Annotated in this window: 16 protein-coding genes; 15 read left to right on the forward strand and 1 reads right to left on the reverse strand. The window is 35.7% G+C overall.

The window, feature by feature from the left end:
• Positions 1 to 217: 217 nt before the first annotated feature.
• The 14 genes from TKV_RS00605 (at position 218) to hypB (ending at position 11,863) form a co-directional block, all read left to right on the forward strand.
• Positions 218 to 736: a hypothetical protein gene (locus TKV_RS00605; protein WP_049684324.1), complete on the forward strand. Its 519-nt coding sequence runs from the start codon at positions 218 to 220 to the stop codon at positions 734 to 736.
• Complete coding sequence (locus TKV_RS00610) at positions 737 to 2,218, forward strand: AAA family ATPase (protein WP_049684325.1); 1,482 nt, start codon at positions 737 to 739, stop codon at positions 2,216 to 2,218.
• A gap of 700 nt (positions 2,219 to 2,918) precedes the next feature.
• On the forward strand, positions 2,919 to 5,270 hold the full coding sequence (locus tag TKV_RS00615; RefSeq protein WP_049684326.1) for a proton-conducting transporter transmembrane domain-containing protein: 2,352 nt from the start codon (positions 2,919 to 2,921) through the stop codon (positions 5,268 to 5,270).
• A gap of 14 nt (positions 5,271 to 5,284) precedes the next feature.
• Positions 5,285 to 6,247 (forward strand): respiratory chain complex I subunit 1 family protein, encoded by a 963-nt coding sequence (locus TKV_RS00620; protein WP_049684327.1) that lies wholly within the window; start codon positions 5,285 to 5,287, stop codon positions 6,245 to 6,247.
• 15 nt (positions 6,248 to 6,262) lie between these two features.
• A complete protein-coding gene (locus TKV_RS00625; protein WP_236617289.1) occupies positions 6,263 to 6,733 on the forward strand; it encodes an NADH-quinone oxidoreductase subunit B family protein in 471 nt (156 codons plus the stop codon).
• A 3-nt stretch (positions 6,734 to 6,736) separates the two neighbouring features.
• Positions 6,737 to 7,264, forward strand: a complete 528-nt coding sequence (locus tag TKV_RS00630; protein WP_049684328.1) for a 4Fe-4S binding protein — start codon at positions 6,737 to 6,739, stop codon at positions 7,262 to 7,264.
• Positions 7,265 to 7,285: 21 nt separating this feature from the next.
• Complete coding sequence (locus TKV_RS00635; RefSeq protein WP_049684329.1) at positions 7,286 to 7,777, forward strand: 4Fe-4S dicluster domain-containing protein; 492 nt, start codon at positions 7,286 to 7,288, stop codon at positions 7,775 to 7,777.
• 2 nt (positions 7,778 to 7,779) lie between these two features.
• Complete coding sequence (locus TKV_RS00640) at positions 7,780 to 8,241, forward strand: hypothetical protein (RefSeq protein WP_049684330.1); 462 nt, start codon at positions 7,780 to 7,782, stop codon at positions 8,239 to 8,241.
• Positions 8,242 to 8,259: 18 nt separating this feature from the next.
• Positions 8,260 to 8,763, forward strand: a complete 504-nt coding sequence (locus tag TKV_RS00645) for a hypothetical protein (protein ID WP_049684331.1) — start codon at positions 8,260 to 8,262, stop codon at positions 8,761 to 8,763.
• A gap of 160 nt (positions 8,764 to 8,923) precedes the next feature.
• The gene (locus TKV_RS00650) at positions 8,924 to 9,445 is read left to right on the forward strand and encodes a hypothetical protein (protein WP_148307231.1); all 522 of its coding nucleotides are present in this window, start codon (positions 8,924 to 8,926) and stop codon (positions 9,443 to 9,445) included.
• Positions 9,438 to 10,520 (forward strand): hydrogenase large subunit, encoded by a 1,083-nt coding sequence (locus TKV_RS00655; protein ID WP_049686155.1) that lies wholly within the window; start codon positions 9,438 to 9,440, stop codon positions 10,518 to 10,520. Before TKV_RS00650 ends, TKV_RS00655 begins: the two co-directional genes overlap by 8 nt.
• A 13-nt stretch (positions 10,521 to 10,533) precedes the next feature.
• Positions 10,534 to 10,752 carry a HypC/HybG/HupF family hydrogenase formation chaperone gene (locus tag TKV_RS00660; protein WP_049684333.1) on the forward strand — a complete coding sequence of 73 codons (219 nt, stop codon included), beginning with the start codon at positions 10,534 to 10,536 and terminating at the stop codon, positions 10,750 to 10,752.
• A 105-nt stretch (positions 10,753 to 10,857) separates the two neighbouring features.
• Entirely contained in the window at positions 10,858 to 11,199 is a 342-nt protein-coding gene (hypA, locus tag TKV_RS00665) for a hydrogenase maturation nickel metallochaperone HypA (protein ID WP_049684334.1), read from the forward strand.
• 1 nt (position 11,200) lies between these two features.
• On the forward strand, positions 11,201 to 11,863 hold the full coding sequence (gene hypB, locus TKV_RS00670; RefSeq protein ID WP_049684335.1) for a hydrogenase nickel incorporation protein HypB: 663 nt from the start codon (positions 11,201 to 11,203) through the stop codon (positions 11,861 to 11,863).
• Positions 11,864 to 11,996: 133 nt separating this feature from the next.
• Here hypB and TKV_RS00675 read toward each other — a convergent pair whose 3' ends face one another.
• A complete protein-coding gene (locus TKV_RS00675; RefSeq protein WP_049684336.1) occupies positions 11,997 to 12,848 on the reverse strand; it encodes an amidohydrolase family protein in 852 nt (283 codons plus the stop codon).
• Positions 12,849 to 13,139: 291 nt separating this feature from the next.
• On the opposite strand from TKV_RS00675, the gene hypF reads away from it, so the two are divergent.
• A complete protein-coding gene (gene hypF, locus TKV_RS00680) occupies positions 13,140 to 15,395 on the forward strand; it encodes a carbamoyltransferase HypF (RefSeq protein WP_049684337.1) in 2,256 nt (751 codons plus the stop codon).
• Position 15,396: the final 1 nt, after the last annotated feature.

Genomic DNA, 15,396 nt, shown 5'->3' on the forward strand with positions numbered 1-15,396 from the left:
TTGTGTGTCAAAAATAATTATATATGGACCGTTAGGCAGTTTTTAATATAACCTTCTTTTGTTATTGTGACAGCTATTCTCATAAGAATTTGCCTCCTTTTTTAAGTATAATTTAATTATACTTCTTTTGAATAGTAAAAAAATAAAATTTTTAATATTGTGTTCAATATATATTCTATGATATAATACAGTATATCACAGACAAGGAGTGAGAGCTTTGCTCAAGGGAATAAGATGGCAGATTGTTTTGATTACTTTTGCAGTAGTTTTTGGATTTTTGTTCGCCAGCTTTCAATTGTATCAAAACAAACTTCTACCAGATAAGATTTCAAAAGACGTAAGTACGGTTAAATTTGTTAAAATGGTAACAATTTCAACTGATACTAACGGATATATTATGAAAGTTAAATTGGATAAAGTGAAAGATTTAATGCAGACTTACAAGGATATAGAAGATAAAGTAAAAAAATATCCTGTCAAAATTAATATTTTGCTTATTGACAATCCCAATGACAAGTTAAATAATATTTATTATAATTGTCAGTTCGCAATTTACGAGGGCATACAAAATGGTGATTATATAAAAATGTACGAAACAATAAAGGATATTGCAAATAAAAATGGTGCAACATCTTATGTATACATTGATAAGCAAAACATTTATGTAGATTTGAGAGAGGGTTCTAATTATTTTTATAAAGTAATACCGCGGGAGTTTTACAAGGGGGAAAATTAGATGTTTAAAGAAATTTTACTCGGAATAACTATCGCTTTTGCGTTATTTGCAGCTTTTCTTGGTATAAATGGTGCTCCTTTGTTCTTTATTGCAGGGGTGTTCTTACTGCTCAACTATATTATGGAAAATAAAGGATTGATAACAAGTGCCAAAAATATTGGTAAGCCTGAATCAGAAATTTCTTTTGAAGATATTGGAGGGCAAAACACTGCGATTTCAGAGTTAAAAGAGGCTTTGGATTTTGTAATAAATAGGGACAAAATAGCTAAAATGGGCATAAGACCTATAAAAGGTATATTGTTAAGTGGACCTCCGGGAACAGGCAAAACCCTCCTTGCTAAGGCAGCAGCCAAATATACAAATTCCAGTTTTGTAGCGACTTCAGGCAGTGAGTTTATTGAAATGTATGCTGGAGTAGGTGCTCAAAGGGTTAGAAAACTCTTTGAAACGGCAAAAAATCTTGCTAAAAAAGAAAACAAAAACAGCGCAATAATATTTATTGACGAAATTGATATATTAGGTGCTAAAAGAGGCACTAATGAAAGTCATCACGAGTATGACCAAACCCTCAATCAACTGCTGGTGGAAATGGATGGCATTAAAAGTGATGGAGACATAAGTATTTTGGTAATTGCTGCTACTAATAGACCTGACTTATTAGATCCTGCTCTTTTGCGTCCTGGAAGATTTGACAGGCAAGTGGTAGTGGACTTACCGGATAAAAGCGGAAGACTTCAGATTCTTAAAATTCATACTAAAAACAAACCATTAGGAGAAGACGTCAATCTTGAGGCTATAGCTGAAGATACTTTTGGATTTTCAGGAGCACATTTGGAGAGCCTTTGCAATGAAGCGGCGATTCTCGCGATGAGGGATAATTCTGACGTTATTTTGCAAAAACATTTCGTAGAAGCAGTGGATAAAGTCATACTGGGAGAAAAAAGTGACCGAAAACCGACAGAAGAAGAAATATACAGGGTTTCTGTACACGAAGCAGGGCATGCCATCATAAGCGAGATGGTAAATCCAAATTCTGTCGCAACGGTTACGATTGTTCCAAGGGGGAAAGCCCTCGGATTTGTAAGGCAGACTGATAAAGAGGATACTCTTATTTACACAAAAGAACAATTAGAAAAAGACATAATGGTGTGCCTTGGGGGGACCGTTGCTGAGCTTTTAGTATTAGGTAACAGAAGTACAGGCTCTGCTAATGACTTTGAACAAGCTGTTGACATTGCAAAGAAGATAGTTTATACAGGGTTATCAAGTTTAGGCATAATTAGTAGAGACGACGTGTCGAAAGAAAAAGTCAATGATGAGATAAATGAGATTATGAGAGAACAGGAAGAAAAAGTTCAAAAAATGCTTGAGAAGAAACTTGGGCAGTTGAAAGAGATTGCAAATATTTTAAGAAAAGAAGAGACTATATCGGGAGATAAGTTAAGAGAGCTCATAAGTGAAAAAGAGGCTGCTATAGCGTGATTTGAATTAAAAGTAGTGTCTTTTTAAATGGCACTTTTTTTTTATTGTTTCTTTTATTAATGCACTTTGCGCATAAAAGCATAGACTTTTTCTTGTCATTCTGAGGCAAAGCCATGAGCCGAAGCCCTGAGCATAAGCGAAGGGGCAGCGAAGGACCTATGCGAAGAATCTCATACTTAAGAGGAATATTTAATAAGTTTATGTTTTTATTTATGCCATAGTGCAAGCTGTACGAGGAGAGTGTGTGCAATTGTTAAAATAATAACAATAAAAATTATCATTATTTAAAGATAAATATTCTTTGTTGTTATTGACATTAAGGGTATAAAACTTTATAATCAATTTAGGAAGGTTGCTATTAAATCAAAAAGGTGTATACAAAATGTATTACAATATGTCATGTAACTATTTTAAATTGTCTGAAAGAGGTGTTTTTATGCAGTCAAATATTGCTACTTAATATCGTCTTTCCAATTGTTGCTGGAATTATTACGTTTTTATAAATAAACCTTTAGTGAGAAAGGAGGTTGTTGCTGTATCTTTAACCCGTAATCGTTTTAACAACGCTTTTGATAATAAGAATTTAGAAGAAAAGAAAGTTTCTCCCACAAGGCAGCCTAGGTTCTTTTATTCCGAGTTTTGCGGTATCAGGTATTTAAACTATTAGGTTTTAAAATTTTGAAAGTGGGGAGGCAGTTAAATGACATCCTTTATACCCATAATGTTAGTTTTATGTATGATATGGACCTTCTTATTCGACCTTGGGGCTCTTTTGCAAAAGGATATAAGAAAAATGCTGATTTTTTCAAACATTGCTGGCCTTGGTTTTATTGGGGCGGGCTATTTGCTTGAAGAAGGCGGCAAGTTGCTGGGAACTCAGGAGTTACTCAATTATGTTATTATGCGTACTTTGATGTTTTTAACAATTGCATCTTTAGCAGGCAAGGCAAAGAATTTTGATATTGATAGTTTAAAAGGTAGAGGCACCATTTTAAAAGGTCAAGGGATTTTGTATACCCTTGCTGTTGTGGCTGTTCTTGGAGTTTCACCTATAAAGAGCTTAACAGCAAGACTTGATATATTTTACAATATGATAAAGGAAAGCGACATAATGGCAGCAGTAATAGGCTTTTTAGCAGTAATCATAGAATTTTGTTATTTTTTTAGAAGTGTGCAAAAGATTATGTTTGCGCCTTATGAAGGCGAAAAAGCTGACTTAAGGGATAATTTTTTAAGCTACTTTGTAGGAGCTTTAGCCATTTTAGCTTGTGTATTTAATCATGAGGTGCAGCATTATATACAGGATTTTGTTGGCGTAAATGCAGAATCTTTATCGGAACCATGGCCGAGGGAAATTGTAACCTTAGCTATATCAGCTTTTGTTGTATATACAGTGGCAAAATTCAGCAAATCATTTGGTGGAATTTTAGCAGTAGCTGCAACAGCTTATGCAGCAATGGATATCACGAAAGAGTATATTAATAACATCTCTTCAATAAAATATCTTATAGCTACTTTGATGCTCTGGCTGATAGTTCTTGTTGTGGTCTATATAATGGGTACTATAAGTAAAGAGAAAATAAGTGGACTTCTCTTTTTTATCATCTATTTAAGCGCCTCTATTATAGGTCTTGTTAAAGCTGAAAGCTCAATAGAGTTTTATGAATTTTGGGAATTGTTCACTATCTCTTCATATTTTATGGCAGTAATGCCATCAACCAAAGAAGCAAGAAAATCATCTTTGACGTATTTGTTAGCGGCGGTTTTTGTTGGTTATGCTATGTTTACTGGTTTTGTTGTTTTGTCTAAAAATGCTGGCAGTTTTGAATTTGACAAAATGGGAGAATATTTAACATCTCCTGCTTCGATAACAGTGGCAGTTTTTGCTTTGCTTGCCATAATTGCAGGTCTTGGTCTAAAAGCAGAGTTGTTCCCGCTTTATGGATGGGTGCCAGGTTTATACGCAAGTGCTGATTCATCTGTTTCAGCCCTCTTTGCCGGTGTAATGAGTAAGGCTGGTATTATAGGTTTGATAACCGTTTTATATGTTCTTTTAAAAGATTTTGAAAAAGCCGATAGTGTTTATATGCTTGTTGCATGGTTGGGTGCGTTTACCATGCTTTTCGGGACAATGAGGGCTTTGATGGAGAGCGATGCAAAAAGGCTTTTAGCATATTGCTCAATCAGCCAAATGGGATATGTCATAACTGCATTGGCTATTAAAAATTCGTCTCTTGGATTTTCAGCCGGTATATACCATGCTGTGAACCATATGATGTTCAAAACATTGCTTTTCCTTTGCGTTGGAGCTGTTGTCCTAAAAGCCGGAACATCTGACATGAATAAACTTGGTGGCTTAGCAAGGAAAATGCCTGTTACGACAGTGTCTGCATTGATAGGGGCTTTTGCAGCAGCCGGATTACCTCTGTTTTCAGGTTTTAACTCTAAATGGATGATTTATCAGGCACTTATTTCAGAAAAAAATCCGAATTATGTTGTGATAGGCATAATAGCAATGGTTGCAAGCGCTGGTACATTGCTTTATATGCTTAAATTCATTCATTCTATATTTTTTGGAAGATTACCCGAAAACTTGCAAAATATTAAAGAAGATAGCTTGTTAACAAAACTTTCAATGCTTATATTAGCATTTGTAAATATTGTTCTCGGCATAGCGCCAAATGTTATTCTTAAGCCTATTTCTGATGGAATGCGTGAACTTGGATTAGAAGGCGTGTCAGATTTTAGTATAGTTAAATCATTAGAAACTTATAATACTGGAGTGCTCATTTTTGTACTTGTTGTTGGTATTTTAATCGCACTCTTTCTTCTCAGTATTAAGCCTAAGAAAGAAATACGCAAAACAGTACCGGTTTTTGCCGGTGGTGATGAGACGAAATACAATAATATTACAAATCAAGAGATGCAGATTGCAGGTATCAATTTATTTGATAGTATAGTTTACGTAATTAAAGAATTTTTCGATGCATGGTCGTTTATAGATAAGATCTTTTTACCCATTCGTAAGCTGCTCAATGCAGGGGAAAATTAAAGGAGGGATTTGAATTGTCGGAAATACTTATAAAATTATTAAATGTGCTAATTTTCCCCGGATTTTTGTATACAGCAATTGTAGGGCTTTTATTCTATGGCATTCACATGAAGATATTGGCAAAGATACAGAGAAGGATAGGACCTCCTATATCTCAGCCATTTAAAGATTTTGCAAAGTTAATGCTAAAAGATACCTTAGAAATAGAAGGAGCGACAGGCTGGCTTTTTAAATTAGCACCTCTTATAATGATAGTAGCTATTGTTATAGCAATGATGTTTGTACCGGTTGGTATGTCAGCAGTTTTTACAGGACCTGGTGCCATTATAGTGCTTCTATATTTAATTTCTGCAGCGGCTGTTGGTATTATACTTGGAGGTTCTGCTTCTTCATCGCCTTATTCTGTAGTGGGAGCTTCAAGAGAACTTGCTTTGATGCTTTCTTATGATATATCGCTTGTCGTAATTTTTGTTACCGTTGCATTAAAAGCAGGGATGGGCTTAGGTTTGACAGCAGACTTTTCACTTATGGATATAGTTAAGTATCAATTAGAACATGGAGCTTTTATAACTAATTGGGTGATGATACCCGCATTCCTTGCGTTTATGATGATAATACCCGCAAACTTAGGATTACCTCCTTTTGATGTGGTAGAGGCAGAAACAGAGATTGCAGGAGGACCAATGGCTGAATATACAGGGAAAAGACTCGGACTTTTTTATTTGGCAAACGCTATGAAAATAGTGTTGCTTACATCAACAATTGTTGCTATGTTCTTACCTTCGCCTACAACTGGGAATATCTTTTTGAATGCGGTCTGTTTTACAATCAAAGCATGGCTTATATACTTTATAGGTGGTACATTGGTTGCTGCTTTTACTGGTAGAAGAAGAATTGATCAGGCTGTGAGATTTTACTTAACAGTTCCCCTCGGACTTTCCATTTTAAGTTTTGCGCTTGTTCTATTAGGGCTTTAAAGGGAGGTGAGTTTATTGAGCATTAAAGAAAAGCTGGAAGATCTTGCTGCAGGTTCACCATGGGTTTACCGATTAAATACCGGTTCGTGTAATGGCTGTGATGTAGAGGTGGCTACTACCGTCTTATGTCCAAGGTATGATTTGTCAAGATTTGGTGTAAGACTGGTTGGAAGTCCTAAGCATGCTGATATTGTTCTGATTACAGGGCCTGTTACCGAAAGATGTAAAGATGCTGTCTTGAGGATATTAGAACAGGTGCCTGAACCAAGGGTAATTTTGACCATAGGGAATTGTCCAGCCTCGGGTAATGTTTATCAAGGTAGCTATTCCTTAGCGGGTCCTGTGAGTGAGTTAATACCTGTTGATGTAAGCGTACTTGGCTGTCTACCAAGTCCCTGGGCAATAATTGATGGAGTTGTAAAGGCAAAGGAGATTTGGAAAAAGAAACTCAGAGAATATCAAATCAAGGAAAGAAAAGAGGGGTAAATGATGTTAAAGACCATTGGAGCGGTTTTATCAGCTCTAAAAAAAGGCAGAGCTACGGTAAATTATCCATATGAGCCTATAACTCCGCCACAAAATTATAGAGGAAAAGTGCAGTATGATTCTACAAAGTGTATTGGATGTGGTACATGTCAATATGTTTGTGGAGGAAAGGCTATAAAGATAGATACTTATAATGACCATTTTGATTATATTTTGTGGGATGCTGCATGCACAAGATGTGGTATGTGTGTGGAGTTTTGTCCGACAGGCGCATTGACGATGTCAGAAAATCTGCACAATGCTATATTAGGGGAAGAGATTTTAGAAAGAATTCATTACAAAAACATACCTTATGTGCGCTGTGATATATGCAAAAAATACATCAAACCTTTACCTGATGTTGTATATCAGGAAATTTTAAAAGGCAATAATTATGCCTTTAAGGAGAATGAGCATATATGTCCAGATTGCAGGAGAAAACTTCATGCAGAGAAATTATTTAAAGGTATAAATACTTTGGTCAATAGATAAATGTAGAGGAGGTAATTATAGATGTCTAAAAAAGTATTGTTTGAGCCTAACATATGTGTAGGCTGTGAAGAGTGTGTAAGGGCATGCGCAAGATGGCATGAAGGAGAGACAAATGCTTATGTAGAACAAGTAGGTGTTTATAACATTCCTATGAGATGTATGCATTGTGCTGATGCACCCTGTGCCCAGATCTGTCCTGTTAAGGCGATTTCTATCAATGAAGATGGCATTGTGCTTGTGGATAAGAGCAAGTGTATAGGCTGCGGAAGCTGTTTGCTTGTTTGTCCTTTTGGTATACCAAGGATTGACCTTTCCTCAAAGATTATGAGAAAATGTGATCTTTGTATTGACAGACTGAAAGAAGGCAAGCAACCGGCTTGTGTTCAATTTTGTAGCGTAGGGGCATTGCAACTTGTTGATCCTGAGGAGATAGAAAAGAGAAGAAGACAGAAAGTTGCTTCAAAGCTTAATGAACTTCAGAATCAACCTAATGTTCTTCCGGAGGTGAAATAACAATGGTAAAATCAAAACTTTTGCCGCTAGATAAGATACTTTCTCAACTTGATAAGAGTGATAGGATTGCAATAGTCGCTTGTAACAACTGCGCAAGGGTTTGTGGAGTTGGTGGAAAAGAAAATGCTGAGAAGATGGAAGAGATATTGGATAAAGAGGGTTATAATGTTGTAAGTGTTTGTGATGTTATTGCAGCTTGTAATGCTTATTATTATGATGATGCAAATATCAGCCCTGCAGCAAATACAATTTTGGTGTTGAGTTGTCCATCAGGTATAAGACTTGTGAAGAGGTTGTTTACAGATAAAAAAGTTATTACTACAACAGAAATAGAAGGCGGTATAATTGCTTCACCAACTTTAGGAAGATACAAAGTTGTAGAAGTCTTTACTGGTAAAGAAGCTTTAAAAGGAAAAGAATACAAGATTTATACTGATGTTGAATTGAAAGACACAAAGTTATAATAAAGGGGGAATGAAAATATGGAAATTGTTGTAAGAACAAAGACTTATGATGACCTCAAGGCATGGTTAAAACCCGATGATAAGATAATTCTTATGAGCTGTAATGTATGTGCAAAAGGCTGTGGTGTTGGCGGAGAAAGAATACTTGAAAGATTGCAGAAGAAGCTTGAAAAGGACGGTTTTAATGTGATATATAGCACATTAGCTGGTTTTACATGCAACAGAGATATTTTAGAGGATTTGAAAACATGTCCTTTTACAGCTAAGTATTTCGAAGAGGCTACAGTGATTATTCCTATTGCATGTCATGATGGTATAGAGAATGTTGAGCATGTATTTACAGACAAAAGAGTATTTCATGGCTATAAGTCCTTGGGTGTAGGATCTGTTTCTGTAAAAGAAGGTATAAAATTAGAAATACCTTTTGATGCAAGCCTCATTGAAAAGCTTGGTATTGGTGAAGATGGAATACCAATAAAGGATGCTGCTGCAAAACTTGGCTACTATACAGGTCCATTTTGATATTATTAAATTTTAAAATGAATTTGAAACTGCTGAGTGTGCACTGGTGGATAGCTGTGTGTTATGCGGTAAATAATATTGTTTGGTGGTCATCACACGATGAAGCAGAAAGTTTTCATTTTTGTTAAAGGGTATTTGACAGTCCCGTTGTAAAAAAGGAGTGATGGATTTGTACCCTAATTTAAAAGAAGCTTTGTTAAAGATTGTTGGGAAAGACGTAGAAGTTTTTGAGAGCAAGGGAAGTTATTGGGCGGTTCTTGAAGATGTCACAAAACTTAGAGAAATCGCAAAATGGATTAAAGCTATTCCTGGTAGGTGTGTTACAATTTCTCCTTTGATGAGAGATGAAATAAAAGAGCTTATATATATATTTGATTTTTATGAAGGTCCTACGTTTAATTTAAAAGTTAGATTTAAAAATGGAGAAGAAATTGATTCAATAAGTGATATTTTAAAAAGTGCCTATTTTACCGAGTTGGAGTTGGCGGAAACGTGGGCTGTTCCTTATAGGAATTTGCCACAGATACGATGGGGAAGATGGATATTAGAAGATACCATTGAGAAAGGTGTATTATATGCAGGACTATCCGAGACATTAAGTCCTGAAACCGAGACAAAAATGTGGCAAAAAATAAGAGAGAATATAAAAATAAATGAGGAAAAAGGTGAAACCAATGGCTAAGTATGCATTGCCTATAGGACCAATTCATCCTGCCTTGGATGAACCCTTGTATTTCCGTTTTGAGATGGAAGGGGAAACAATTAAAAATACTGAGATCATGTTTGGTCATGTTCATCGAGGTATGGAAAAGCTTGCTATGACAAATACCATCTCACAGAACGTCATACTCTGTGAGAGGACCTGTGGTCTTTGCTCAAGCAATCATGGTCTTTCATATTGCAGAGTTATGGAGACCATAGGAGATATAAAGGTGCCAGAAAGAGCTGAATATATAAGAGTGATAACTGATGAATTGAAAAGGATAGCCTCTCATGCGTTTGCAGTTGCACTTATTGCACACGTGATAGGTTTTGATACGCTGTTTTTATACGCATTCCAAGAAAGGGAAAAAGTATTGGATTTGATAGAGGCATTTACTGGAAATCGTTTCCACACAAGTGTAAATGTAATTGGCGGGGTAAAAAGGGATATAGATGAGGAGTTGGCAAATAGGATATCTAAAGACTTAGAGGAGTTTAAGCATAGTTGGGAAAAAGTTGCTGAGATTTATTCAACAGATCCGAATATTTTGTCAAGGACAAAAAATGTGGGTGTGCTGACTAAAGAAAAGGCTATTGAATATGGTACAATGGGACCAATTGCAAGAGCCTCTGGGATAGCATTTGATGTAAGAAAGCAGAGTCCGTATCTTGTCTATGATGAGTTGGATTTTAAGCTTATAACCGAAACAAGTGGAGATGTTTATGCAAGGACAATGGTCCGAATAAGAGAAATTTTTGAGAGCATAAATCTAATACAACAATGTATCAAGAGAATGCCTAAAGGTCCTATAAATTTAGGATTAATCCCCAGGATACCGCCAGGTGAAGCATCTGTAAGGACTGAAGCACCTCGTGGCGAGCTTATATACTATGCAAGAACAAATGGAACTCAAAACCCTGTGCTTGTAAAATGGAGGGTGCCTTCTGTTGTAAATCTGCCTTCTTTGGTTGAGATGTTTAAAGAAAACAAGATAGCAGACATACCTGTAATAGTTGCTTCTATTGATCCATGTATTTCTTGTACTGAGAGATAAGAAGGTGAATAATATGTGTATTGCTGTTCCTATGAAGATTTTAAGTATAGAGAATAACAAAGCAGTTGTAGAATTAGGCGGCATAACAAGAAAGGCGAGAATTGATTTGATACCTGACCTAAAGGTTGGGGATTATGTAATTGTTTATGCAGGTTTTGCTATTGAAAAAGTTGATGAAAAAATGGCAAAAGAAGTTCAAGAAATTTTCGATGAAATACAAGAATATGAATAAGCTGTTGAAAAATTATAAATAAATTAAAAAATTAAGATAAGAACTCCCCACCTGATGTTTAGGGTGGGGGTAGTTTATAACATAAAAGATGGGGGATAATTTTTAATGCATGAGCTGAGCATAGCTGAAAATATATTATCAATTATTACAGGAGAGGCTAAAAAATACAATTTGAAAAAGATAAAAGAGATTACCGTAAAAGCGGGTGAACTTGCTGGTATCGTTCCGGAAAACCTTATATATTGTTTTGAGATAATCAGCAAGGGTTCTATTGCCGAAGGAGCTGAAATCAAGATTGAAAGAGTGCCTTTAAAGGTATTGTGTCTTGATTGTGGTGAAGAGTTTGTGGCATCTTTGCCAAACATACAATGTGTTAAGTGTGGCAGCAGAAATCTCAAGATTGTTGGGGGAAAAGAATTTTTTATTGAGAGTATGGAGGGTGAATGAAATGGGGATTAAAGTACTTCGTAATATTTTTGAGAGCAATATAAAACGCAGTGATGAGTTAAAAAAGATTTTTAAAGAAAAAGGGATATATGTTATAAATGTCATGGGTTCGCCAGGAGCAGGAAAGACAAGTGTTATAGTTGAGATTATAAAAAGCCTCAAGGATGATTTGAGGATAGGGGTTATTGAGGCAGATTGTGAAGGTAAGTATGATGCTGAAAAGATAGATAGTATGGGGATTCCTGTTGTTCAGTTGAATTCAGAAGGGGCATGTCATATTGAGGCGGTTTCGGTTGATAAAGCTATGAGCAATTTCCCAACTTGGGATATTGACTTGCTTTTAATTGAAAATATTGGTAACCTTGTATGTCCTGCTGGATTTGAAATAGGGGAAGATTTGAGAATGGTTATTTTAAGTGTCCCTGAGGGAGACGATAAAGTTGCTAAATACCCTTCTATGTTTTATAGATGTGATGTTATGGTTATAAATAAGATAGACGTGAAAGACTATTTTGATTTCAATATGCAGAGGATTTTAACAGATATTCAAGGCCTTAATCCTAAAGTAGAGGTTTTTCCTGTGTCTTGCAAAACAGAATATGGTATTGACAAGCTTTCAGCGTGGATAAAAAGAAAGGTGCTGGATAAAAAGAAATCAAATTGAAATGGATTTTGAAAATTTACTTTGAATATTCAAAATTGGTTTGTCACCTGGATTGTTAAATTTTAAGCAATCAAAAAATAAGTATGATAGTTTTCAGGAGAAATAAAAAAAGGGGGATTATTTTCCCCTTTGCTCAATCAATGTTCTTATCACTAAAGAGTATTTTATATGCATTTTCTCCGTTGATTTTCATTTTTTCTTCTTCGGTCAGATTTGTTTTGCTCCATTCCCTGTAATACCTCGCAGGAGACAGCAGAGGAAAATCACTTCCTAGCACGACCTTATCTAATACTCCTGCCGATCTTGCAGCTTCATATACCTGAGGTTTGTAAAGATAAGGAGATGCAGCGTTGTCGTAATATACATTTTTTAAATTTTTTCGCACTTCAGGCATTAGCTCATAGAAGAAAAGGCCTCCGCCCCAATGGGCGTATATGATTGTGTTTTCGGGATTATTTACTGCGAAGAGATAGGCTTGTTCAGGTCCCATTTTTCCTTTGCCGGGATAATAGTGACCTATAAGCTCGTTGGCGTGCATGAGGATGGGGAATTTAAGTTTTTGACATACGGCCGCAAATTTTCCAATTTCATCTTGTTTGCTTATATCAACATGGACAGCATCAGGTATTATTTCACCAACGCCTTTTAATCCTGCTTCAGCACAGCGTATAAGTTCTTTTTCCATTTCTGGGTGATTAGGGGGGACGATGGCAAAACCGATAAATCGGTCAGGATATCGCTTAACAACATCAATGATGTAATCATTAGCTTCCTTAGACATCCCCATATCTAAACATGAAAAGCCGAAAATTACAGATTTGTCTATACCTGTCTTATCCATTTCCATTAGCACATCTTCTGCTGTGGCAAATTTAGCTTTAGGGTTCGAATGAAGGAGTTTAAAATGCGCGTCCCTTTCTATGTTCTTCTTAATGTCTTTTATAAAATCAGGTGACAGGATATGCACATGCATGTCTATTTTCATCGCAAAATCTCCACCTTTTTTATTTTTTTTTTATAATTATACCACAAAAAGATTGCAATAATAATAATTAGCAATAAAAAAGCCTGACCATTTTGAAAACCCCCTTTTTTTTTTTAAGATTAAGTGTTAAACTTATATTATAGAGATTCTACTTTCTGTTAATATTTTAACACTTAAATTTTATCATAAAAAGGGTAATTTCCATTATGATGGAATACAAGCTTTGAATCCAGATGCACCAATCTTTTAAGTTTCTGCAAGGACTGGAGAAGGCTTTGGAGGGTTTGCAAAATGGTTAGAGGAACAGTACGAAAAATACAGACAAAACAAATAGAAATATCTGGTATTGTACAGGGCGTAGGTTTTCGCCCTTTTGTATTTACACTTGCAAAGAAGTATCATTTAGGAGGCATAGTCTATAACACCTCTTCAGGTGTTTATATAGAAGTAGAAGGGGAGGAGGAAAATGTCAACAGTTTTATAAAAGAATTAAAAAATAATCCTCCTCCACTTGCTGTTATAGATGAGGTAAAAGTAAAAGATTTAGAAGTTAAGGGTTATGAGGATTTCGAAATTATATCGAGTCAAGAAAATGATGGATTTGTACCTGTATCTCCTGATATGGGGGTATGCGACGACTGTTTAAGAGAAATGAGAGACCCAAATGACAGAAGATATAGGTATCCTTTTATAAATTGCACTAATTGTGGTCCAAGGTTTTCTATAATAGAGGATATTCCTTATGACAGACCCAAAACTTCTATGAAGGTATTTCCTATGTGCGAAAAATGCGAAAAAGAGTACAATGACCCCAATGACAGGAGATTTCACGCGCAGCCGGTAGCCTGTTTTGACTGCGGGCCTAAGTTGGAATTTGTAGGAGCTGATTGTCAGCAAGATGAAATAAAATGTGCTATAGATTCCCTTAAAAAAGGCAAAATTGTCGCTATTAAGGGAATAGGGGGTTTTCACTTAGCAGTAAATGCCCTTAGCGATGAAGCTGTCTCTACCTTGAGAAGTCGAAAAAAGAGGTATGGAAAGCCTTTCGCTGTCATGATGAAAGACATAGAACAGGTAGAAAAGTATTGTGTTGTAAGTGAAGAAGAAAAAAAGCTTCTTTTAAGCCAGAGAAGGCCGATTGTGCTTTTAAAGAAAAAAGGAGAAAAACTTGCGAAGGGCATTGCTGATGGCTTAGATACTTTGGGAGTAATACTTCCATATGCTCCTATACATTATCTTTTAATGGACCAAATAGACTTTCCTATTGTGATGACAAGTGGGAATGTCAGTGAAGAGCCACTGTGCAAAGACAATGAAGAGGCTATAAAAAATTTAAAAGACATAGCAGATGTTTTTCTTTTAAACAATAGGGATATAGTAAATAGAATAGATGATTCAGTTACTTCTTTTAATGCGGGTTATGAGAGGATTATAAGAAGGGCGAGAGGTTATGCTCCTCAACCTATTTTGCTTAAAAAAGATACTAAGGTCAATGTGCTGGCGGTAGGAGGTTTTTACAAAAATACTTTTTGCTTTACCAAAGGGCATTATGCCTTCATAAGTCATCACATAGGAGATTTGGACAATGAAAAGACTTTTGAGTATTACAAAGAAGAAATAGAAAAATATAAACGGCTTTTTAAAGTGACACCTGAGGTAGTAGCTCATGACATGCATAAAGGATATCTTTCGACGCAGTATGCTTTATTGTGTGGTTTGCCTCTTGTTGAGGTTCAACACCATCATGCTCATATCGCTAGCTGTATGGCGGAGTACAACATTACAGATAAAGTAATAGGGATAGCCTATGACGGTACTGGATATGGTACTGACGGTAATATATGGGGTGCAGAATTTTTTATATGCGACTTAAAAGATTTTATAAGAGTAGGGCATCTCGAGTATAAACCGCTTCCAGGCGGTGAACTGGCAATAAAAAAGATATACAGAACAGCTTTGGGATTTATTTCAGAAGATATAGGAAGTTATGGAGATTTTTTGGAAAGGTTTGACCAAAAAGAGGTTGAGATAATTTTGAAACAAATTAAGAGAAAAATTAATACTCCTTATGTGTCCAGCATGGGCAGGTTTTTTGATGCTGCTTCTTCTCTACTTGGATTAAGAGATGAGGTGCTCTTTGAAGGACAAGGTGCTATGGAGCTGGAAAGTTTGATAGTTGACACTGACAGCTTTTATGAATTTGAAATTTCTCATAAAGATGGCTATATAATAAACACAGATATAATATTACAGCAATTGTACAATGACTATAAAAAAAGAGTAGACAAAAGAATAATTGCAGCAAAATTTCATAATTCCATTGTAGAATTTACCCATTATTTGGCTTTGGAATTGAGAAAAGAATTTGGAATTAACAAAGTAGTATTGAGTGGTGGCAGTTTTCAAAATAGGTATTTGCTAAAAAAACTATTATCAAAACTTAGTGATTCAGGCTTTGAGGCTTATTCTAACAGTAGAGTTCCTTGTAACGATGGGGGAATTTCGTTAGGGCAAGCTGTTATTGCAAATAAAAAACTGGAGGGATAAT

The sequence above is a fragment of the Thermoanaerobacter kivui genome, assembly GCF_000763575.1.
In the GTDB taxonomy this organism is placed as follows: Bacteria; Bacillota; Thermoanaerobacteria; order Thermoanaerobacterales; family Thermoanaerobacteraceae; genus Thermoanaerobacter; species Thermoanaerobacter kivui.

Excerpts from the sequence above, each read along its gene's own strand:
- TKV_RS00610 (WP_049684325.1), top strand. The coding sequence starts at position 737 with ATGTTTAAAGAAATTTTACTCGGAATAACTATCGCTTTTGCGTTATTT.
- TKV_RS00615 (WP_049684326.1), top strand. The coding sequence starts at position 2,919 with ATGACATCCTTTATACCCATAATGTTAGTTTTATGTATGATATGGACC.
- TKV_RS00630 (WP_049684328.1), top strand. The coding sequence starts at position 6,737 with ATGTTAAAGACCATTGGAGCGGTTTTATCAGCTCTAAAAAAAGGCAGA.
- TKV_RS00635 (WP_049684329.1), top strand. The coding sequence starts at position 7,286 with ATGTCTAAAAAAGTATTGTTTGAGCCTAACATATGTGTAGGCTGTGAA.
- TKV_RS00640 (WP_049684330.1), top strand. The coding sequence starts at position 7,780 with ATGGTAAAATCAAAACTTTTGCCGCTAGATAAGATACTTTCTCAACTT.
- TKV_RS00645 (WP_049684331.1), top strand. The coding sequence starts at position 8,260 with ATGGAAATTGTTGTAAGAACAAAGACTTATGATGACCTCAAGGCATGG.
- TKV_RS00655 (WP_049686155.1), top strand. The coding sequence starts at position 9,438 with ATGGCTAAGTATGCATTGCCTATAGGACCAATTCATCCTGCCTTGGAT.
- TKV_RS00660 (WP_049684333.1), top strand. The coding sequence starts at position 10,534 with ATGTGTATTGCTGTTCCTATGAAGATTTTAAGTATAGAGAATAACAAA.
- hypA (WP_049684334.1), top strand. The coding sequence starts at position 10,858 with ATGCATGAGCTGAGCATAGCTGAAAATATATTATCAATTATTACAGGA.
- hypB (WP_049684335.1), top strand. The coding sequence starts at position 11,201 with ATGGGGATTAAAGTACTTCGTAATATTTTTGAGAGCAATATAAAACGC.
- TKV_RS00675 (WP_049684336.1), bottom strand. The coding sequence starts at position 12,848 with ATGAAAATAGACATGCATGTGCATATCCTGTCACCTGATTTTATAAAA.
- hypF (WP_049684337.1), top strand. The coding sequence starts at position 13,140 with ATGGTTAGAGGAACAGTACGAAAAATACAGACAAAACAAATAGAAATA.